This window comes from Cytobacillus sp. T106 (assembly GCF_040492155.1).
GTDB lineage: Bacteria > Bacillota > Bacilli > Bacillales > Cytobacillaceae > Bacillus_AB > Bacillus_AB infantis.
This window is the reverse complement of the sequence record NZ_JBEUMK010000007.1, coordinates 162,885-177,982: the sequence shown is the minus strand read 5'-3', so window position 1 is coordinate 177,982 and position 15,098 is coordinate 162,885. Positions and strand designations below refer to the sequence as shown.

Annotated in this window: 21 protein-coding genes; 9 read left to right on the top strand and 12 right to left on the bottom strand. The window is 44.8% G+C overall.

Features of this window, described 5'->3' with window-relative positions:
• Positions 1 to 81: 81 nt before the first annotated feature.
• From ABU165_RS14745 to ABU165_RS14735, 3 genes are all read right to left on the bottom strand, one after another.
• Complete coding sequence (locus ABU165_RS14745) at positions 82 to 1,353, bottom strand: glycosyl hydrolase family 18 protein (RefSeq protein WP_101547755.1); 1,272 nt, start codon at positions 1,351 to 1,353, stop codon at positions 82 to 84.
• 128 nt (positions 1,354 to 1,481) lie between these two features.
• A complete protein-coding gene (locus ABU165_RS14740) occupies positions 1,482 to 1,754 on the bottom strand; it encodes a hypothetical protein (RefSeq protein WP_009793842.1) in 273 nt (90 codons plus the stop codon).
• Positions 1,755 to 1,799: 45 nt separating this feature from the next.
• Positions 1,800 to 2,231, bottom strand: a complete 432-nt coding sequence (locus tag ABU165_RS14735; RefSeq protein ID WP_318060710.1) for a hypothetical protein — start codon at positions 2,229 to 2,231, stop codon at positions 1,800 to 1,802.
• 320 nt (positions 2,232 to 2,551) lie between these two features.
• Between ABU165_RS14735 and ABU165_RS14730 the strand changes: the two genes are divergently transcribed.
• Positions 2,552 to 3,514, top strand: coding sequence for a 3'-5' exonuclease (locus ABU165_RS14730; protein WP_009793840.1), 963 nt, complete (start codon positions 2,552 to 2,554; stop codon positions 3,512 to 3,514).
• 50 nt (positions 3,515 to 3,564) lie between these two features.
• Positions 3,565 to 4,467: an aldo/keto reductase gene (locus tag ABU165_RS14725; RefSeq protein ID WP_318060709.1), complete on the top strand. Its 903-nt coding sequence runs from the start codon at positions 3,565 to 3,567 to the stop codon at positions 4,465 to 4,467.
• 69 nt (positions 4,468 to 4,536) lie between these two features.
• Here the strand turns inward: ABU165_RS14725 and ABU165_RS14720 are convergent, their stop codons facing one another.
• From ABU165_RS14720 to ABU165_RS14710, 3 genes are all read right to left on the bottom strand, one after another.
• Entirely contained in the window at positions 4,537 to 5,034 is a 498-nt protein-coding gene (locus ABU165_RS14720; protein ID WP_009793838.1) for a hypothetical protein, read from the bottom strand.
• A gap of 292 nt (positions 5,035 to 5,326) precedes the next feature.
• Positions 5,327 to 5,473, bottom strand: coding sequence for a lmo0937 family membrane protein (locus tag ABU165_RS14715; protein WP_022543853.1), 147 nt, complete (start codon positions 5,471 to 5,473; stop codon positions 5,327 to 5,329).
• 70 nt (positions 5,474 to 5,543) lie between these two features.
• Positions 5,544 to 5,690: a hypothetical protein gene (locus tag ABU165_RS14710; protein ID WP_022543854.1), complete on the bottom strand. Its 147-nt coding sequence runs from the start codon at positions 5,688 to 5,690 to the stop codon at positions 5,544 to 5,546.
• 113 nt (positions 5,691 to 5,803) lie between these two features.
• Between ABU165_RS14710 and ABU165_RS14705 the strand changes: the two genes are divergently transcribed.
• Complete coding sequence (locus ABU165_RS14705) at positions 5,804 to 6,007, top strand: DUF2188 domain-containing protein (RefSeq protein WP_022543855.1); 204 nt, start codon at positions 5,804 to 5,806, stop codon at positions 6,005 to 6,007.
• A gap of 29 nt (positions 6,008 to 6,036) precedes the next feature.
• On the opposite strand, the gene ABU165_RS14700 is transcribed toward ABU165_RS14705, so the two are convergent.
• Positions 6,037 to 6,456: a hypothetical protein gene (locus ABU165_RS14700; protein WP_094769022.1), complete on the bottom strand. Its 420-nt coding sequence runs from the start codon at positions 6,454 to 6,456 to the stop codon at positions 6,037 to 6,039.
• A gap of 186 nt (positions 6,457 to 6,642) precedes the next feature.
• On the opposite strand from ABU165_RS14700, the gene ABU165_RS14695 reads away from it, so the two are divergent.
• Positions 6,643 to 7,263 carry a hypothetical protein gene (locus ABU165_RS14695; protein WP_318060708.1) on the top strand — a complete coding sequence of 207 codons (621 nt, stop codon included), beginning with the start codon at positions 6,643 to 6,645 and terminating at the stop codon, positions 7,261 to 7,263.
• A gap of 51 nt (positions 7,264 to 7,314) precedes the next feature.
• Here ABU165_RS14695 and ABU165_RS14690 read toward each other — a convergent pair whose 3' ends face one another.
• Positions 7,315 to 8,160, bottom strand: coding sequence for a LysM peptidoglycan-binding domain-containing protein (locus tag ABU165_RS14690; protein WP_101547757.1), 846 nt, complete (start codon positions 8,158 to 8,160; stop codon positions 7,315 to 7,317).
• A 272-nt stretch (positions 8,161 to 8,432) separates the two neighbouring features.
• Between ABU165_RS14690 and yhfH the strand changes: the two genes are divergently transcribed.
• A complete protein-coding gene (gene yhfH, locus ABU165_RS14685; protein WP_009793830.1) occupies positions 8,433 to 8,567 on the top strand; it encodes a protein YhfH in 135 nt (44 codons plus the stop codon).
• Between the two features lie 147 nt (positions 8,568 to 8,714).
• Complete coding sequence (gene pepF, locus ABU165_RS14680; protein ID WP_311224379.1) at positions 8,715 to 10,532, top strand: oligoendopeptidase F; 1,818 nt, start codon at positions 8,715 to 8,717, stop codon at positions 10,530 to 10,532.
• 37 nt (positions 10,533 to 10,569) lie between these two features.
• On the opposite strand, the gene ABU165_RS14675 is transcribed toward pepF, so the two are convergent.
• Complete coding sequence (locus ABU165_RS14675) at positions 10,570 to 11,820, bottom strand: erythromycin esterase family protein (protein ID WP_148949470.1); 1,251 nt, start codon at positions 11,818 to 11,820, stop codon at positions 10,570 to 10,572.
• Between the two features lie 146 nt (positions 11,821 to 11,966).
• Here ABU165_RS14675 and ABU165_RS14670 point away from each other — a divergent pair, with 146 nt between their 5' ends.
• Together ABU165_RS14670 and ABU165_RS14665 are read left to right on the top strand one after the other, a co-directional pair.
• A complete protein-coding gene (locus ABU165_RS14670; protein ID WP_022543856.1) occupies positions 11,967 to 12,158 on the top strand; it encodes a hypothetical protein in 192 nt (63 codons plus the stop codon).
• Positions 12,159 to 12,172: 14 nt separating this feature from the next.
• Positions 12,173 to 12,409, top strand: a complete 237-nt coding sequence (locus tag ABU165_RS14665; RefSeq protein WP_009793826.1) for a transcriptional regulator SplA domain-containing protein — start codon at positions 12,173 to 12,175, stop codon at positions 12,407 to 12,409.
• 476 nt (positions 12,410 to 12,885) lie between these two features.
• On the opposite strand, the gene ABU165_RS14660 is transcribed toward ABU165_RS14665, so the two are convergent.
• Positions 12,886 to 13,071 (bottom strand): cold-inducible protein YdjO-related protein, encoded by a 186-nt coding sequence (locus tag ABU165_RS14660; protein ID WP_083783107.1) that lies wholly within the window; start codon positions 13,069 to 13,071, stop codon positions 12,886 to 12,888.
• 81 nt (positions 13,072 to 13,152) lie between these two features.
• Here ABU165_RS14660 and ABU165_RS14655 point away from each other — a divergent pair, with 81 nt between their 5' ends.
• On the top strand, positions 13,153 to 13,287 hold the full coding sequence (locus ABU165_RS14655) for a hypothetical protein (RefSeq protein WP_022543857.1): 135 nt from the start codon (positions 13,153 to 13,155) through the stop codon (positions 13,285 to 13,287).
• Positions 13,288 to 13,313: 26 nt separating this feature from the next.
• On the opposite strand, the gene ABU165_RS14650 is transcribed toward ABU165_RS14655, so the two are convergent.
• Positions 13,314 to 14,042 (bottom strand): YqjF family protein, encoded by a 729-nt coding sequence (locus tag ABU165_RS14650; protein WP_022543858.1) that lies wholly within the window; start codon positions 14,040 to 14,042, stop codon positions 13,314 to 13,316.
• Positions 14,043 to 14,126: 84 nt separating this feature from the next.
• Entirely contained in the window at positions 14,127 to 14,960 is an 834-nt protein-coding gene (locus ABU165_RS14645; protein WP_129612199.1) for a manganese catalase, read from the bottom strand.
• Between the last annotated feature and the right edge of the window lie 138 nt (positions 14,961 to 15,098).

The window sequence follows — 15,098 nt, the reverse complement described above, 5'->3', positions numbered from 1 at the left end:
TAATGTAACGGTCTTATTTTGCACTGCATGACCGATCTATTATGAATGGAATTATTTACAGCAGAAAAAATAATAAACCTCCTATTCCTGCCGCACGACATGATAGCTGTTATAAAGGGCGAGCCAGCTTTGCGGGGCACGGAGGCTGATTTGCCAGAAAGTGGTGCCCAGTAGCTGATAACGGTCCATAAGAAGGTATTTCTGCATATAGCTGCGGATATCATCAAACCAGACGGTATGGAGCTGCCCCTCATCGTAATAAGTAAAGAATGGTGCTGCCCTGTTGCTGTCATACTGGATATTAGCGCCTTTTTCTATTGCCCGGTTCTGTGCCTGGAGAACTGACAGAGAGACAGTTTTGTTGTCCGGTCCGAATTTGTCATACCCGTATAAGGGCAGGGCAATCTGCAGCTTACGCGGAGGAATCTGGGTAATGGCGTACTTGACTACATCCTCCATCCATGGCAGCGGTGAAACAGGCTCAGGCGGCCCGCCGGGATAACCGTAATCGATTGTCATGACGGCAACAATATCTGCAGCAGCACCGATTGCCTCATAATCATAGGCGCCAATGATCCTGTTTGAAGGAATATCCTCTGTTTTTGCATGGACATTGACATGAAGAATCAGATTTCCAAGGGCAAGCTTCAGCTCAGCAAGAAATCGGGAAAAGCTGTTCCTTTGCGGCGGAGGTATGAATTCAAAATCAATGCTGACGCCGCTGTAACCCTTCTCTTTAGCCAGACTGGCAATACTGCTGACCAGATTGGCTGTATACCTTCTATTTCCCAGCACGCTTCCGGCCAGTTCCGGATCAAAGTCGCCATTCTGATAGTTGCGGATCATGAGCAGCGGGAGGATGCCCAGCTCTTTGCTTTTATTGATAACAGATGTGTCATCAAGGAGCCTGTAGGCAGTTCCCTCTGCCCGGAATGAATAGGCAGTGATGGCAAGATAGGTAAGGAGGGGCGAAATTCCTTCCAGTATGGGGAAAAGAGCCTCAGTATTGTAAGGCAATATAAAACCAAGCGTCTGAATGCCGTATTTAAGTGGTGAAGGAATGAATATGTTCTGTCCTTGCCTAAGATTATATGGATTCAAGCCGGGATTTGCTTTAAGAATAGAATCAATTTGTGTCTGATAAAAAAGAGAAAGCCGATAAACGGTGTCTCCCTCCCTTATTATATGAGAGCGGACAGGCAGAGTGTCCAGAGGGATATACAGCGCCAGCCCGGGCACTATTTCATTGGCGTCCTTCAATCCATTAAGAAGTAAGATGTCGGCTGGGGAAACAGAATATTCATTGGCAATCTGCCATATGGTGTCACCGTATGATACAACATGAATTCCCATTTCAGCACCTCAAATAGGTTTTTATACCATCATATGGATCTCCAATGAATAATAGAATATAAGATAACATCCAGGTCTCTTTTCATAAGAAAAACACAGGGCTTTCGGCGCCCTGTGTTGATCTATCCCTAATTTTTGCTGTAGTCATCCGTATCCGGTGAAACCATTCCGCCCGCCCCGGAAGTGTTAACATCCGGTGCAGCGCCTTCAGGCTGGGAAGGAAGCTTATGATGTTTATATTCTTTGTTGTTTTCATCTGCCAAAGGTGTCTGGCTGTGATCTTTCTCATCTATAGAAAGAATCTCGAACTCAGTCCCCTGCAAGTATCCTTCCAGCTTTGTCCTCATATCATCTCTATCTATCTTTCCTTCAAAGCGCAGCTCTGCATTAACAGTTATCATGAACGATCCGTCCTTTCGTTAATTAAGTTATTTTTGCTTAATTTATCACGAAGATGTGCCGGGGGTTGTTTCACCCTTCAGGGTTTCCTTTGCTTCTTCGATGGTTGTGAAAACGAGTACTTCCGTTACCTGCTGCCCATCATGTGATACTGCAAGGAATCCGTCTGCAAGCTGATGGATGTCAGCCAGCGTCCCTTCCTCGCCGCCATCAAGCTTGACCGATTCTTTAAATTCCAGCTGGCCTTTTTCAGCCCATGACTGAACCTCTGCTGAATAGGTCCCATAATCCATTCCTTCTGTGATGCGGTCATCCAGTTCTCCTGCGCTTAACTTTTCCTCCTCTCCTTCCGTATTTGTCTGTTCGTTATACCCTTCTGTCGTATTCTGCTCATCTGAAACGGTTTCTTGGTCATCCTCGGCACCGCAGCCTGAAAGTGCTATGGCTGCAGCGGCTGCCAGGGTGTATATCTTTTTCACCGGCTCCACTCCTCTGCAATTGGTTTTGTTACAATGTTAATACCCGTTTCTGCAAAGAACATTCGTCATAAATAAGGTTCTTTACAGCGTAAGGTTCAATAATACTCTGTAAGTGTTATGTGCTGATCCGGCATTTCTGTGAACTGTTGCTCCATATGCCGTTCAGGTGTCCTGAATGTGTGGCTAAGTGAGCCCTTAATCAGCAGCGGCGCTTAACACACAGCGCCAAGTAAGAATTCGTTTGTATATATGGAAAAATATTTCCTTTCCTAAAACCGTGAATTCAACTATAATGAACTGTTAGGAAAGGAGGGTGTAAAATGGCTGAACTGACGCAATATGTTTTTTTTGACTTTGAGATGCTCTGTTCGAACAAAGGGATGCTGTTTGAAGATATGGAGGCAATCAGGCTTGGTGCAGTAAAATATGATCTGATTACAGAGAAGCTTTCATTTTTCGATGAGTATATAAAGCCGGAAAATCATAAGCCGCTCAGTATGTTCTGCAAAAGGCTGACCGGCATTGAAGATAAAGATCTCAGGGATGCAGACAGATTTGCTGATGTATTTTCCACTTTTCTTTACTGGGTTAATGGAGTGAAGAAAACCAGGTTCTATTCATGGTCCAAAAGCGATCTGTCCCGACTGAATGCTGATGCAGCCAGACATGGGATCCCGTCTGCCACAATTGAAAAAATCAATTCCAGATATGTCGATTTCCAGGAAGTGTTTTCAAACCGTGCGGCTAATAATACACCCTCTGTTGAAAACGCCCTGGCACTGTATGGGCTGGATTTCGTCGGAGAAACGCATAACCCGATGTTTGATTCTTATAACACACTGCGGATATTTTTTGCATTTGAGCGCAATCCCCAGCTCACTGAAAAAATCATGGCTGAAAGATTTATACTGCCGGGGAGAACACTCACAGTGGATCAGATAAATGTAGAGGTGAAAAGCCAGTTCGCCAAGGATATGGAAGAGTTTTTTTCCAGTCTGCAATGGATCTACAAAATGAAGGAAGCGCAGCAGCTTGTCAAAAAAGCGAAAAGAATTTGCAAAAGGTATAAAAATGTCGCAGGCAGCAGCTCCGGCATCTTTGATGAAGAAATTCGAAGCGATACTAAAGACTTTATGCTTTTTTACGAAGGCCTTAAGAAGAATTACTTGGAGCATATAACCTATTCATCCCGCATACTGATTCTGGATGAAGAGAACTTTTCCTACAGGAAGACCCTTTTGGCAAGAGCCTCCCTGGATGGACAAGACCGTCAGGCCGTTTAAGGCTTTTCGGATACATATTTATTAACTTTACTCATGAGGAGCTGTATAAAATGGAAAGAATAAAACTGAATGAGGATTTATCTTTTTCACGGATCATCCATGGTCTTTGGAGGCTTGCTGACTGGAAACAGTCAGACCAGGAAACACTTTCGCTTATAGAATACTGCCTGGAGATGGGCATCACAACCTTTGACCATGCCGATATTTATGGTGGCTACACCTGTGAGGATCTGTTTGGGAAAGCGCTTGCTCTGAAACCTGAATTAAGGGAAAAGATGGAGATTGTCACTAAGTGCGGAATCGTCCTCCAATCACCCAACAGGCCGCAGCATAAATCACACCACTATAATACCAGCCGTGAGCATATTATAGAGTCGGTCAATTATTCTTTAAAGAATTTAGGGACAGACTATCTGGATGCACTGCTTATCCATCGTCCTGATCCTTTCATGGATCCTGAACAGACCGCACAGGCTTTCATTGAACTGAAGAAAGCGGGAAAGGTCAGAAACTTTGGCGTTTCCAACTTTAAAAACCACCAATTTAATATGCTTCAATCTTATCTGCCGTTTCAGCTGGTCACAAATCAGATTGAGCTTTCTGCTTACCATCTTGAAAATTTCGAAGATGGGACACTTAATCATTGCCTGGAAAAAAGAATTGCTCCTATGGCCTGGTCCCCTCTCGCGGGAGGAAGGATCTTTTCCGCTCAGGATGAAAGGGCAAAAAGGCTTCAGGCTGCCCTGAAAAATATAGCAGGGGAAATAGAAGCGGGTGACATTGATGAGGTTCTCTATGCATGGCTTCTGAACCATCCGGCACGGATTATGCCGATCATTGGATCAGGCAAAAAGCAAAGAATTGAAAAAGCAGTTAATAGCATGAAACTGAAGCTGGACAACCATCAGTGGTTTGAAATCCTTCATAGCTCCATGGGTCATGATGTTCCATAACTGAACAAACCGAAAGGCCGGCCACAAGAGTGGACCGGCCTTTCTGATGCTGCTAGAATTTCATTCTGATTATTGGAACATGCCTTTGAAAGCTGGAGTAGAAATATCAACACCCTCAAAGACCTTGGTCATGCCCGCAATATACTCTTCTTTGAATGTCTCAGCTTCAGCAAGGTCCTCTGACCCGGCCTTAAGAAGTTCGCCTTTTTTTGTGAAATATTGAACGAGGCTGTCAGATGCACCTTCGATATCTGCAGAATAGTCGCTCAATTCTTCAGGGATTTCAATTCCGTCTAAACCAGGTTCAAAAGCAGAAGCTGCTTCTGCAGGATCTTTGCCTTCTTCTGCAAAAGATGCCTCAGTACTGCGGATTAGCTTGGTGACTTCAGATTGGTAGCTGAGGAGCGCAGATTTTTGTTCTTTGCTGCTGTCAGCCTGTTCAGCTGTTTCAGTCTCGGCGGCTGAAGTGTCCTTTTCGGTGTCAGCCTCTTTAGACGTGTCATCGGAACACGCTGCCAAGCCGGCAGTCATAAGGGAAGCCATTAATAATGCCATAAATTTTTTCATTCTTCTCTCTCTCCTTTTTCTGTTGACCCTTTTTTTAAAAATAGGTTATTTACTGACAATTTATAATTTAACTAGTTTTCATACTTTTTTCAACCCTTTTTTGTTCGAAAGTCGAAACAAAAAGATATTTCTGAATAATTTTTAAATATTATGAATAGAGTAAATATTTAATATTTAAATACAAAAAATCCTGTGTTAGTGTACCTTGTTGATTTTGGGCTCATTTCAGCTGTGATGAAATGAGCCCAAAATCAAATGTTTAACAAAAAAGACCTCCGCCTGGAGGCCTTATCTAGCTGGTTCTTCTTCCTTTGATAAGATTGATGACGAGCAGAACAGCAGCAATTACGAGGAGAATGTGGATGATCCCTCCAGCAATCTTAAAAATGAAGCCAAGCAGCCACAGCACCAAAAGTGCCCCTATGATAAATTTCAGCATCATTATCTTCCTTTCTATTCATGGTAGCATTCAAATACCCTTTGATACTTTAGCATAAACACACGTGTTATCAGCTTGGATCCGCTTCATCCAGAACTAATGCAGTCACATTGGTATATTCGCCTTTCTGCCTTTCCTGTGCGGAAGCATCCTGGTTCAGTTCGTCACTGTCATCAATGCCCGGCGCCATAGTCGGTTCTTTTTTATCCTCAGGCAAGTTAATCACTCCCTTTTTAATGTTACTATCTCCTTTCAGAGAAATCATATTCCCGGTTTAGCAGGGTGCGGAAAGGGAAAAAAACCATTAAGAAAGTGAAAGGAGTTTTTTATATGATTAAAGAATATGCAGTTGTACCAAATAAGGATGAAAACCTCTGGCTGGTCAAGCTGGAAGATGCAGCACCTGCAGCACAATTCGGCAGCAGAACGGCAGCAGTGGAAGAAGCTGAAAAAATGGCTAAAGAAAATAAGCCGAGCAAGGTGACCGTAATGGACGATAATCATGAGGTCATTGACGAAAAATTATTTCAATAAAGTAAAAGCCCGGCCTATTATGGCGGGGCTTATTTTTTGCTGTTTAAATCCTCTTCAATCAGCGACTTTAGAAGTATCCTGTAAGAGCTGCAAAGTTCTTCCCCTTCTGTGTCCCCAGCTTCCCAGCAGTATTCCCTGAAAGTGTCCATTTCCGTAAAGATCAAGTATAGCAGCCCTTCGTCAAGCTTTAGATTCATTTTCAGACCAGATGCATCTTTCCACGGCAGCTGCATCAAAAGCTGCTGATAAAGATCATGAAAAATGCTGTACTCCCTTTTCAGCTGCTCCCTCTCACCTATTAGAATATCATCCCTGGTTTGAATCACTTCCCCCCTCCAGTGGATATTGAAGGTGCAAAATGCCAGCCAAAAAGATCTTTCTTCAGGCGCAATCATGATGGTTCCTGCAATGTCAGCCTGACTTCCTTCATCAAATGAAAATATTTCCATATCCGCCTCCCGATCTGTTCTTCCCTGAATGGGTCACCTGCCTATTATTTGCAGCTTTTCTGCAATCATTACATAGGATAACCTAAAATCAGAAAGGAGCTGTGCCCTATCAGCAACCATGCTAATTCAGGAAATTCGCCCATCATATTTACTGAGAATTTGGAAGTGTCTGCCCGCGGGAATCAGGTGATCTACAAAAACAGTCTATTCAGAGAGGCTGTCTCACGGTCAATCGAATCTTTTAAGGCCGATTTGCTTGCTGCAGCAGCCCGGCATTCTGAGGACCTGGCCGGGCTGGAGGAAGTTTATTTAAAACAGCTGAAAGAATGTATGCTAAAGCAGGAAGAAGCTGGCTTGAGAATCCTTCAGCGGCTCGAAATGATGGAAAGTCACCACCTGCAGCTTACAGAAAGCGTGGAGCAGAAAAGTGCCCGGCAGGAGAAATGGAATGACCAGCAAATTATCCAGGAAGCGATGATGCTGGAACTCTCCCGAAAGATGGATAATCTGCTTCCGCCTGACGGCCTTTTAGAAGAACACGAAGAATTGAAGAATAAAGTGGATTCTCTCGGAGATCTGCATGAAATGACCCATCTGACCATTATGGAACGTCTGGATAAACAGGAGGATCTGCTTCAGAAACTGGGCAGGCACTACGAAGATCTGCGTTCTGGCATGCATGATCGATTTGCTGCTGTCAGCAATTTTCTTGAAGACCGCTTTTATCAGCTGACACAGCCTGTGCAGCGTTTCGTGATTAAAGATAAACAAACGCAAAAAGAGGAAGATGAAAGAACAATAGTATAAAAAAGAAAGAGGCCGAATGGTGTCTCCGGCCTCTTTCTTACATTACATATATCAATCAAGTATCCTGACCGTCAATGTCTGTCTGCCAAACTTGATTGCTTCTTCTTTAGTCGGGATAAATACATCAATTTTATTGCCTTTAATGCTGCCCCCTGTATCTCCGGCAATCGCATTGCCATATCCTTCGACATATACCTTGGAACCTAAAGGAATGACATTGGGATCTACCGATATGACTTTCTGATCTGGATTTGCATTTAAATCAATTCCAGTAGATGTTACGCCGGAACAGCCTTCACAGCTGGCAGTATAGGCGGTTGCAGTAACGGTGATTTCCTTGCCGACCTCTTCCTGCGCTACTGGTGCACTGGCTTCAGGAGCAGGCTGGGTGCTTACAGTACCTTCGCTTTCAGCAGGCTTAGACTCAGCAGGGGCTGTTTTTTCAGGAGCAGGAGACTTTTCAGCAGCTTGTACGGCCTGCTGTTTTTCAGTCTGTTCCTGCCCTTTAGGCGCTGGTGCTGCCGGTTTTTCCTTTATGCTTCCTTTCGGATGAATGACAAGGGCCTGTTCAGGGTAGATCAAGTCTGACGACAGATTGTTCCAGTGCATTAAATCACTGACGGAAACGCCATGATTCCTGCTTATAGCCCATAGCGTATCCCCGGATTTAATTATGTATTTTTTTTCTGGAAAAATAGAAAGAGTGGTTTCTGCTCTGATCATGTCTGAAGACAAATCATTCCACTGCTTAATATCATTTACTGTTACTTCATATTTTTGGGAAAGCCCCCAAAGGGTATCTCCCTTTTCTACGGAAATTTCATCTGCTTGTACATTGGATCCGGCTGCTCCGGCCACGGCTGCTGCAGCCACTAATGATAAAATTTGTTTTTTCATCTGATTACCTCCTGATAGCTATTTCTCGCTAACGGAATCTATCATAGCATGAAATATTCTGAGAAAAAGAACAGGCAGATAATAAATCCTTTACGTTCATGACAAGCATTTAACAGCCATATTTCGCTTCTCGAATTTTTACCTAAATTTTGTATCGGGTGGAAAAATCTAAAAAATTTGCAGTTTATCCTTCACAAATAAATCAACTGAAGGTATACTGTACTATAACAGAAACAATATAAATTAGTTGTATTATAAAAGGAGGAATTATCATGATTAAGAACCCAGTTGAATTTTTCAGGAACCTTCCGAAGAAGGAATGCCCGGAATGCGGCGAACATATGGAAGAACAGGCAGAAGCCTATTTGCTGGAATGCGACAGATGCCTGGCTAAAAAACATGAGTAGTAATCGGAAACGGGCTTAGCCCGTTTTTTTTATGTACAAAGATTAAAAATATTTAGATAAAGGATAGGAAAATGCCTTCCGATGAAGTATAATTTCTTTAGGGTTTCGAAACATCTTCCCGTTTTATATAAAGGAGGCTTTTTATAAATGACTGAAAAAACACTTGTCAAAAGACTAGCACGCTCAGAGGTCCCTGAGGCTATTACATGGAATTTAAATGATTTGTTCTCTTCGGAAGAAAACTGGAAGAGTGAGCTTGAAAGCCTGGAGGCTGACCTGTCCCGGTTTGATTCATATAAAGGCAGGCTTGCCAGCGGCTCTGCTGTCCTGAAGGAATGCCTGCTGGCACAGGAAGCTTACTCCATCAGGATGGTCCAGGCCGGAACCTATGCTTCCCTGCGCCAATCTGAAGATGGATCAGATCCTGACAATCAGTCCAACGCATCGCTGGCAGCGTCACTCCGGGCAAAAGTGAACTCCGCCCTTTCTTTCATTGAGTCCGAGATCCTGGCTTTTGAAGATGGGCTGCTTGAGAGATACATAAAAGAACAGCCAGAGCTGGAAGCCTTCAGAAAAAATCTTGAAGAGCTTCTTGAAACAAAAAAACATAAGCTCAGCCCAGAGACTGAAGAAGTCCTTGCCTCACTTGGCGAGGTACATGCCTCTCCATATCAGGTTTATCAAAACAGCAAGCTGGCAGATATGCAGTTCGCTTCATTTAAGGACAAGGAGGGCAATGTACTGCCAAACTCTTTTGCCCTGTTTGAAGACCGTTATGAATTTTCGCCTGATACACATACAAGAAGAGCTGCTTATGAATCTTTCACTGATACACTGAAGCAGTATAAAAACACGTTTGCTGCCGCTTATTCAGCAGAAGTGAAACGGCAGGTCGTTCTGTCCCGGGCGAGAAAGTATGAATCTGCAACAGAAATGCTGCTGGAGCCTCAGCAGGTTACAGAGGAAATGTACCACAATCAGCTTGATATCATCGGAGAAGAATTGGCCCCTATTATGCGCAAGTATGCTGAACTGAAGAAGACGGTACTCGGATTTGATAGGATGACATTTGCTGACCTTAAGGCGCCGCTTGACCCGGAATTCAACCCGGCCACCACCTATGAGTCTGCCAGTGAAGTCATCCTGGAAGCTCTTCAGGTGATGGGGCCAGAATATACAGAAATCATGAAAAAAGGCCTTGAAGACAGATGGGTGGACCTTGCAGATAATATCGGCAAATCGACAGGTGCGTTCTGTTCAAGCCCGTACGGCTCGCACCCGTATATTCTGATCACATGGACAGATACAATGCGCGGTGCATTCGTGCTTGCCCATGAATTGGGCCATGCCGGCCATTTCTACCTGGCAAATAAAAATCAGCGTATTATGAATACCCGTCCTTCCACTTATTTTGTAGAAGCGCCATCGACGATCAATGAGCTTCTGCTGGGGCAGCATCTACTGGAAGGCACCGAAGATCCGCGGATGAAGCGCTGGGTCATCCTTCAGCTACTTGGAACCTATTATCATAACTTTGTTACACATCTCCTGGAAGGCAGATACCAGAGAAGAGTCTACGCTTTGGCGGAGCAAGGGGTTCCCCTGACGGCTGCTTTATTATCCAGGGAGAAGAAACAGGTGCTTGAAGACTTCTGGGGCAGTTCAGTTGAAATCGATGAAGGGGCAAGCCTGACATGGATGAGGCAGCCTCATTACTACATGGGTCTGTACCCGTATACTTACTCTGCGGGATTGACTGTATCAACTGCTGTTGCACAAAGGATCAAGGAAGAAGGACAGCCTGCCGTTGAACAGTGGATCGATGTACTGAAAGCCGGAGGAACGAAAAAGCCGCTGGAGCTTATCAAGGACGCGGGCGTTGATATGAGCAAGCCGGATTCGATCAGGAAAGCTGTTTCTTTTGTCGGTTCTCTTGTTGATGAACTGGCGGACAGCTATCAATAATGTAACAAAGGGTGAGCCTGATTCAGGCTCACCCTCTTTAGTCAAGAGATCTTAAAGCAGAAGTGCGGTCAATGAAAAGAAAACCATCGTACCGGTCGGAAATCTGTGAAGGAACGTAATTTCCATTGAGTTCAAATTCCGGATTATATACGACTCCCACCGCTCTGTGTCCAATCGTTTCTTGAAAAAGGCTGCGATTTTCGCTGCTGAAGAGAATCAGCTTATTATGTGCACCAGCCCGGTGCAGCAAATCCTCCCAGCTACCTTCTGCTGCAGGAGGCAGAAGCATCACTTCCCTTCTCTCTCCCCAGCTGCGTCCGGCAATCACAGTCCCGTCGTATGTTCCCAGACCGAGCGCAAATACTTTGCCGGCATACCTCTCCCTGAGAATCTGGCCGACATTCGTCATCCCATGCATTTCCATATCAGTTGCTCTTGCATCACCGATATGCGTATTATGCTCCCAGATGACGATCTTTGTAGCTTCACCATAGTATCTAATGATTTCCTCAATTGCGCTGACCATATGTCTGTCCCTAATGTTCCAGTCCTCAGCGCCGCCTTTTACCATTGACCGGTAATAACTTTCTGCATGAAGGGCAACAAGGCTGTTGACTGAAAGGTTAAGCGCCGTTTCATTTTGGGGAGGGTATTTTGCCAAGTCTCTCCGGATATTTAGCAGCAGCTCCATTACTTCTTCCTCGCACGATTCTCCATAAAAGCCCGATGACACCGCATAGTCCTCAGGATTCCTGTAATAAGGCTCAAAGCATGAAAAAGCTTTTTTGGCAGCTTCTGCATCATTGGAGCTGTCTTTTTCAAGATGCTGGATGATTTCCTCCATGGACTCCCATAAACTGTAGACATCCAAACCGTAAAAGCCAATCATATCTTTTTTTGCCTGCTCATTATAATCCCTGAGCCATACGATAAAGTCCTGGATCTCACGATTGGCCCACATCCACTCCGGCCATCTGTTAAATGCTGCTTTCAGTACATCCTGTGGCAGGCGCTGATTATACGACTTAATATAGCTGTTAACCTCAAAACATGAGGGCCAGTCCCCTTCAACACAGACGGCCTTGAAGCCATATTGTCCGATAAGCTTCTTCGTCAGCTCTGCCCTCCAGGTATAAAATTCAGATGTTCCATGGGACGCTTCCCCAAGGAGGACGAACTGGGAGCTGCCGGCAGCTTCTGCTGCTGCATCCAAGTCATTAAAATCATCAATCCTAATGCTGTGATTCTGGATATCTGAGATTATTCTTTCTGCATTATTTTTAAACATTCCCTGCCTCCTTTTTTTCTATCTGTTATGCGTATTCCCGGCTGCTCAGATCCTAAAGCCTCTGCTTTAATTTGGTCTTAATGCATAGTGGAGATACATCAGGAAAAACTTTTAAATAGATGGTTCGAAAAAAGGAGGGGATATACTTGCAGGAGAAAGAAACAGAAGACCCTAAGAATTTTGCACCTTCTGAGCCTGAAATGACAATAGACACTGATGCTCGCGGGATAAACGAAAGAAATACGCCCGGAGACTCTGTCAATGAGCATGAATCACTGGAAACAGCCAATAGCATCATAGCTGCAGGCGAAATTGGACAGCAAAACGAGAACTTATAAAGGAGAATGCCAATATGGATATGATCAATCCTAAAGAAGTAAAAGCCGGGGACGAGGTATTTGTTATATATAACAACCCCCATACCCCTACCGTCTCAAATATCCGGGCAGCAGAAATCGTCCAGCATCCCAAAGATCCCAACGCGTATGCCCTGTTCCTAAACGAAACCTTTCACGTAATCGAGGACGACGACGCCCTGTTCACCTCACAAGCCGCCGCAGAAAAAGCATTTGAAGAACATTATGAATAGAAAAGCGGAGGCGGCTGTTCGGATTAAGGAACGCAGGCTAAAGACGCCACGTCCTGTGGCAACGCCTGCATGACCCGCGTCCTGCGGGCCCAGCATAAGACGCGCAAGGATAAAAGGCGTTCTTTGCCTTTAATCCTTGCGTGGCTTATGACTCGAGGCTCTAGCCGCCGGAGCTGGACAAATAGAAAAGCGGAAGCGGCTGTTCGGATTAAGGAACGCAGGCTAAAGACGCCACGTCCTGTTGCAACGCCTGCATGACCCGCGTCCTGCGGGCCCAGCATAAGACGCTTTGGAATTGGAGGCGTTCTTTGCCTTCGGTTCCAAAGTAGCTTATGACTCGAGGCTCTAGCCGGCGGAGCTGGACAATAGAAAAGCGGAAAAGCCTTGTTCCAGGAACACGGCATAAATACTCTGCGTTATGCCAACAAAAAGAAGCCTGACAAAGGTTCAGGCTTCTTCCCATTAATCGTGCAGCATCAAATCTTTGGAAGCTCTCTTATTTCAGCAGTCATACCTGTTCCGCAAAGGGGGCATAATAAGTCATCGGATGCGAAATCTTTCCTCATCCACCCATTGCAGGATTCACCGGCGCAGGAGTATACTTCAGTATCCATTAAGATATCTTCTGGCTTTTCTTCTTGTGCTCTCTTGTTGAAAAAAATAGGAACCGCCTCCTTTTTTTCTAGTATGTGCAGGTTCTGCCTTTTTAACCTGTTAAATAAAAAGAACTGGAGGGAATATGCTTGGAGTCTAATAAAAGGTATACTGCTGCAGGAACTGATATTGAAGAAGTAAAGAAAAAAAATGCAGCTTCGGGACTGTCGTACAACGAAGTCAAAAGGCAGCTGGCAGAAATGCATCAGAACAGGAAAAAATAACAGCCGCATTTGACGGCTGTTATTTTTTAATCCAGCATCCATGGCCATATGAAGGCGGTCTGGCTCTTGGAATAATGGAAGATAGGTGTTTCTGCGGCTGCACCTTCAAGCTCCGGCGGTAAAAAGGAATTCTCTGCTGCCCTGCCCTCCGCCTGCATCAATCTCCACTTTTTATGATGGATATCCGTCCTTAAATATCGCCCCCCTATTCTATTGAATAAACAATATCTCTCAGTCAGCCACTCATCAAGTGACCCTTTTTCAGCTGTGTATGTTTGTCCGCAGGTGCTTAAGCTGCATTTGTATTTACGATGGCTGCTTTTCCTGGCAGCTTTTATGGTTAAGCTTTCATTATTTCTTTCTTTTTTCAAATCAGCCCAAAAATATGGGAGGAAATAAGCAAGTCTCGGACCAACTGTATTGAGCAGGGAATTCGTATCAAGGCTGAAAAAATAGACTCCCTGTTTTCCATTTCTCTTCACATAGGTACGGACGTTCATTTCATGGACTTTTTCTTTTAGCGAAAATCTCGGGGTGATTATCAAGCCTGCTTCCTTCAGAGAAAAGAAAACTACACTGATCCATGCCTGGCCTCCGTAAATATCTATTTCCATACCATCAGGCACGGAGCTTCTGATGGAAGAAGCCTCCACTGGCCAATGGACAAACACCACATCGGTCCAAGTCTGCGTCATTAGCCAGGGTAACTTTGGAAGAGGGTAGGGTCTATGGCTGATTACATTGAATACGCTCATTTTGATCCTCCTGCTGCTTTTTCATATTTTTCCCGGCTGCAGGAAAAAACCCGGAGCTGGATACCCCGGGCCATGACTCTTTCTTTATTGATTTTTTAAGTCTTCCGGCAGCGTATTATGAAGGCTTTTAGGAGCCGGGTTCAGAAATGGCTTCTCGGCATTCGGTTTAGGATCAGCAACATATTCATATTCTCCCTGGCCATCAAGTGCAGGTCCGCTTGCCCACCGTCCTGCGCCGCTTTCCTGGCCTTCAGAAAGATTATATAGTTTATAAGCAATATCCTTTTTCTCAAGTTCGCGAGGGAATGTGCTTGGTGTAATGATGCCTTCTTTTTCCTCAAGTTCAGCGATTGCTGCCATCCATTGATTCTGATGGTAAGAATCGCGGGCAATGAGGGTAGAAAGCAAATCTTTAACTCCAGCATCATCAGACATTTCATACAGGCGTACGGCCTGCAGGCGCCCCTGGGATTCTGCATTCAGGTTGGCCCTGAAGTCAGCCAGAAGGTTGCCGCTTGCAATGGTATAGCTGCCCATCCAAGGGTTGCCGACACTGTCGCTCGGGCGGGCACCAAGTCCGCTTACAATCGCGTGCTGCGGATTCATCCCGCCGAGGACTGCACCAATGACAGGATCTTTTGCTGCATCTTCCTGGTCCTTGACAGGTGCGTTATCTAGCAGGCGGGCAACCATGGTAGCAAGCATTTCAACATGTCCGATTTCTTCTGTACCTATATCCAAAAGCAGGTCCCGGTACTTTTCGTTGCCGCGTGTAGCCCATCCCTGAAACATATATTGCATGGCAACGGTCATTTCTCCATACTGCCCGCCGATCAGCTCTTGCAGCTTCTTGGCAAACAAGGGATCCGGACGTTCCGGCCTTGCTTCGAATTGCAGTTCTTTTACATGATAAAACATAAAATTCCTCCTCGACAGGTGTTTTTTAGTCTGGCTGGATAAGCCTTCCTAGAATAAGTACCCCTGGTGGAAAAACGTAAACTATAGAGGAAACAGGGAAAGATTTTACCGGTAAAGTTAAATTATTCCAGTATTAAT

What these genes read in the sequence shown, in the direction of transcription:
- ABU165_RS14720 (WP_009793838.1), bottom strand. Translation starts at nt 5,034, where the DNA reads ATGAAAAAATTTATGGCATTATTAATGGCTTCCCTTATGACTGCCGGC.
- ABU165_RS14740 (WP_009793842.1), bottom strand. Translation starts at nt 1,754, where the DNA reads ATGATAACTGTTAATGCAGAGCTGCGCTTTGAAGGAAAGATAGATAGA.
- ABU165_RS14705 (WP_022543855.1), top strand. Translation starts at nt 5,804, where the DNA reads ATGATTAAAGAATATGCAGTTGTACCAAATAAGGATGAAAACCTCTGG.
- ABU165_RS14675 (WP_148949470.1), bottom strand. Translation starts at nt 11,820, where the DNA reads ATGTTTAAAAATAATGCAGAAAGAATAATCTCAGATATCCAGAATCAC.
- ABU165_RS14745 (WP_101547755.1), bottom strand. Translation starts at nt 1,353, where the DNA reads ATGGGAATTCATGTTGTATCATACGGTGACACCATATGGCAGATTGCC.
- yhfH (WP_009793830.1), top strand. Translation starts at nt 8,433, where the DNA reads ATGATTAAGAACCCAGTTGAATTTTTCAGGAACCTTCCGAAGAAGGAA.
- ABU165_RS14700 (WP_094769022.1), bottom strand. Translation starts at nt 6,456, where the DNA reads ATGGAAATATTTTCATTTGATGAAGGAAGTCAGGCTGACATTGCAGGA.
- ABU165_RS14730 (WP_009793840.1), top strand. Translation starts at nt 2,552, where the DNA reads ATGGCTGAACTGACGCAATATGTTTTTTTTGACTTTGAGATGCTCTGT.
- ABU165_RS14665 (WP_009793826.1), top strand. Translation starts at nt 12,173, where the DNA reads ATGGATATGATCAATCCTAAAGAAGTAAAAGCCGGGGACGAGGTATTT.
- ABU165_RS14715 (WP_022543853.1), bottom strand. Translation starts at nt 5,473, where the DNA reads ATGCTGAAATTTATCATAGGGGCACTTTTGGTGCTGTGGCTGCTTGGC.
- pepF (WP_311224379.1), top strand. Translation starts at nt 8,715, where the DNA reads ATGACTGAAAAAACACTTGTCAAAAGACTAGCACGCTCAGAGGTCCCT.
- ABU165_RS14725 (WP_318060709.1), top strand. Translation starts at nt 3,565, where the DNA reads ATGGAAAGAATAAAACTGAATGAGGATTTATCTTTTTCACGGATCATC.
- ABU165_RS14645 (WP_129612199.1), bottom strand. Translation starts at nt 14,960, where the DNA reads ATGTTTTATCATGTAAAAGAACTGCAATTCGAAGCAAGGCCGGAACGT.
- ABU165_RS14650 (WP_022543858.1), bottom strand. Translation starts at nt 14,042, where the DNA reads ATGAGCGTATTCAATGTAATCAGCCATAGACCCTACCCTCTTCCAAAG.
- ABU165_RS14690 (WP_101547757.1), bottom strand. Translation starts at nt 8,160, where the DNA reads ATGAAAAAACAAATTTTATCATTAGTGGCTGCAGCAGCCGTGGCCGGA.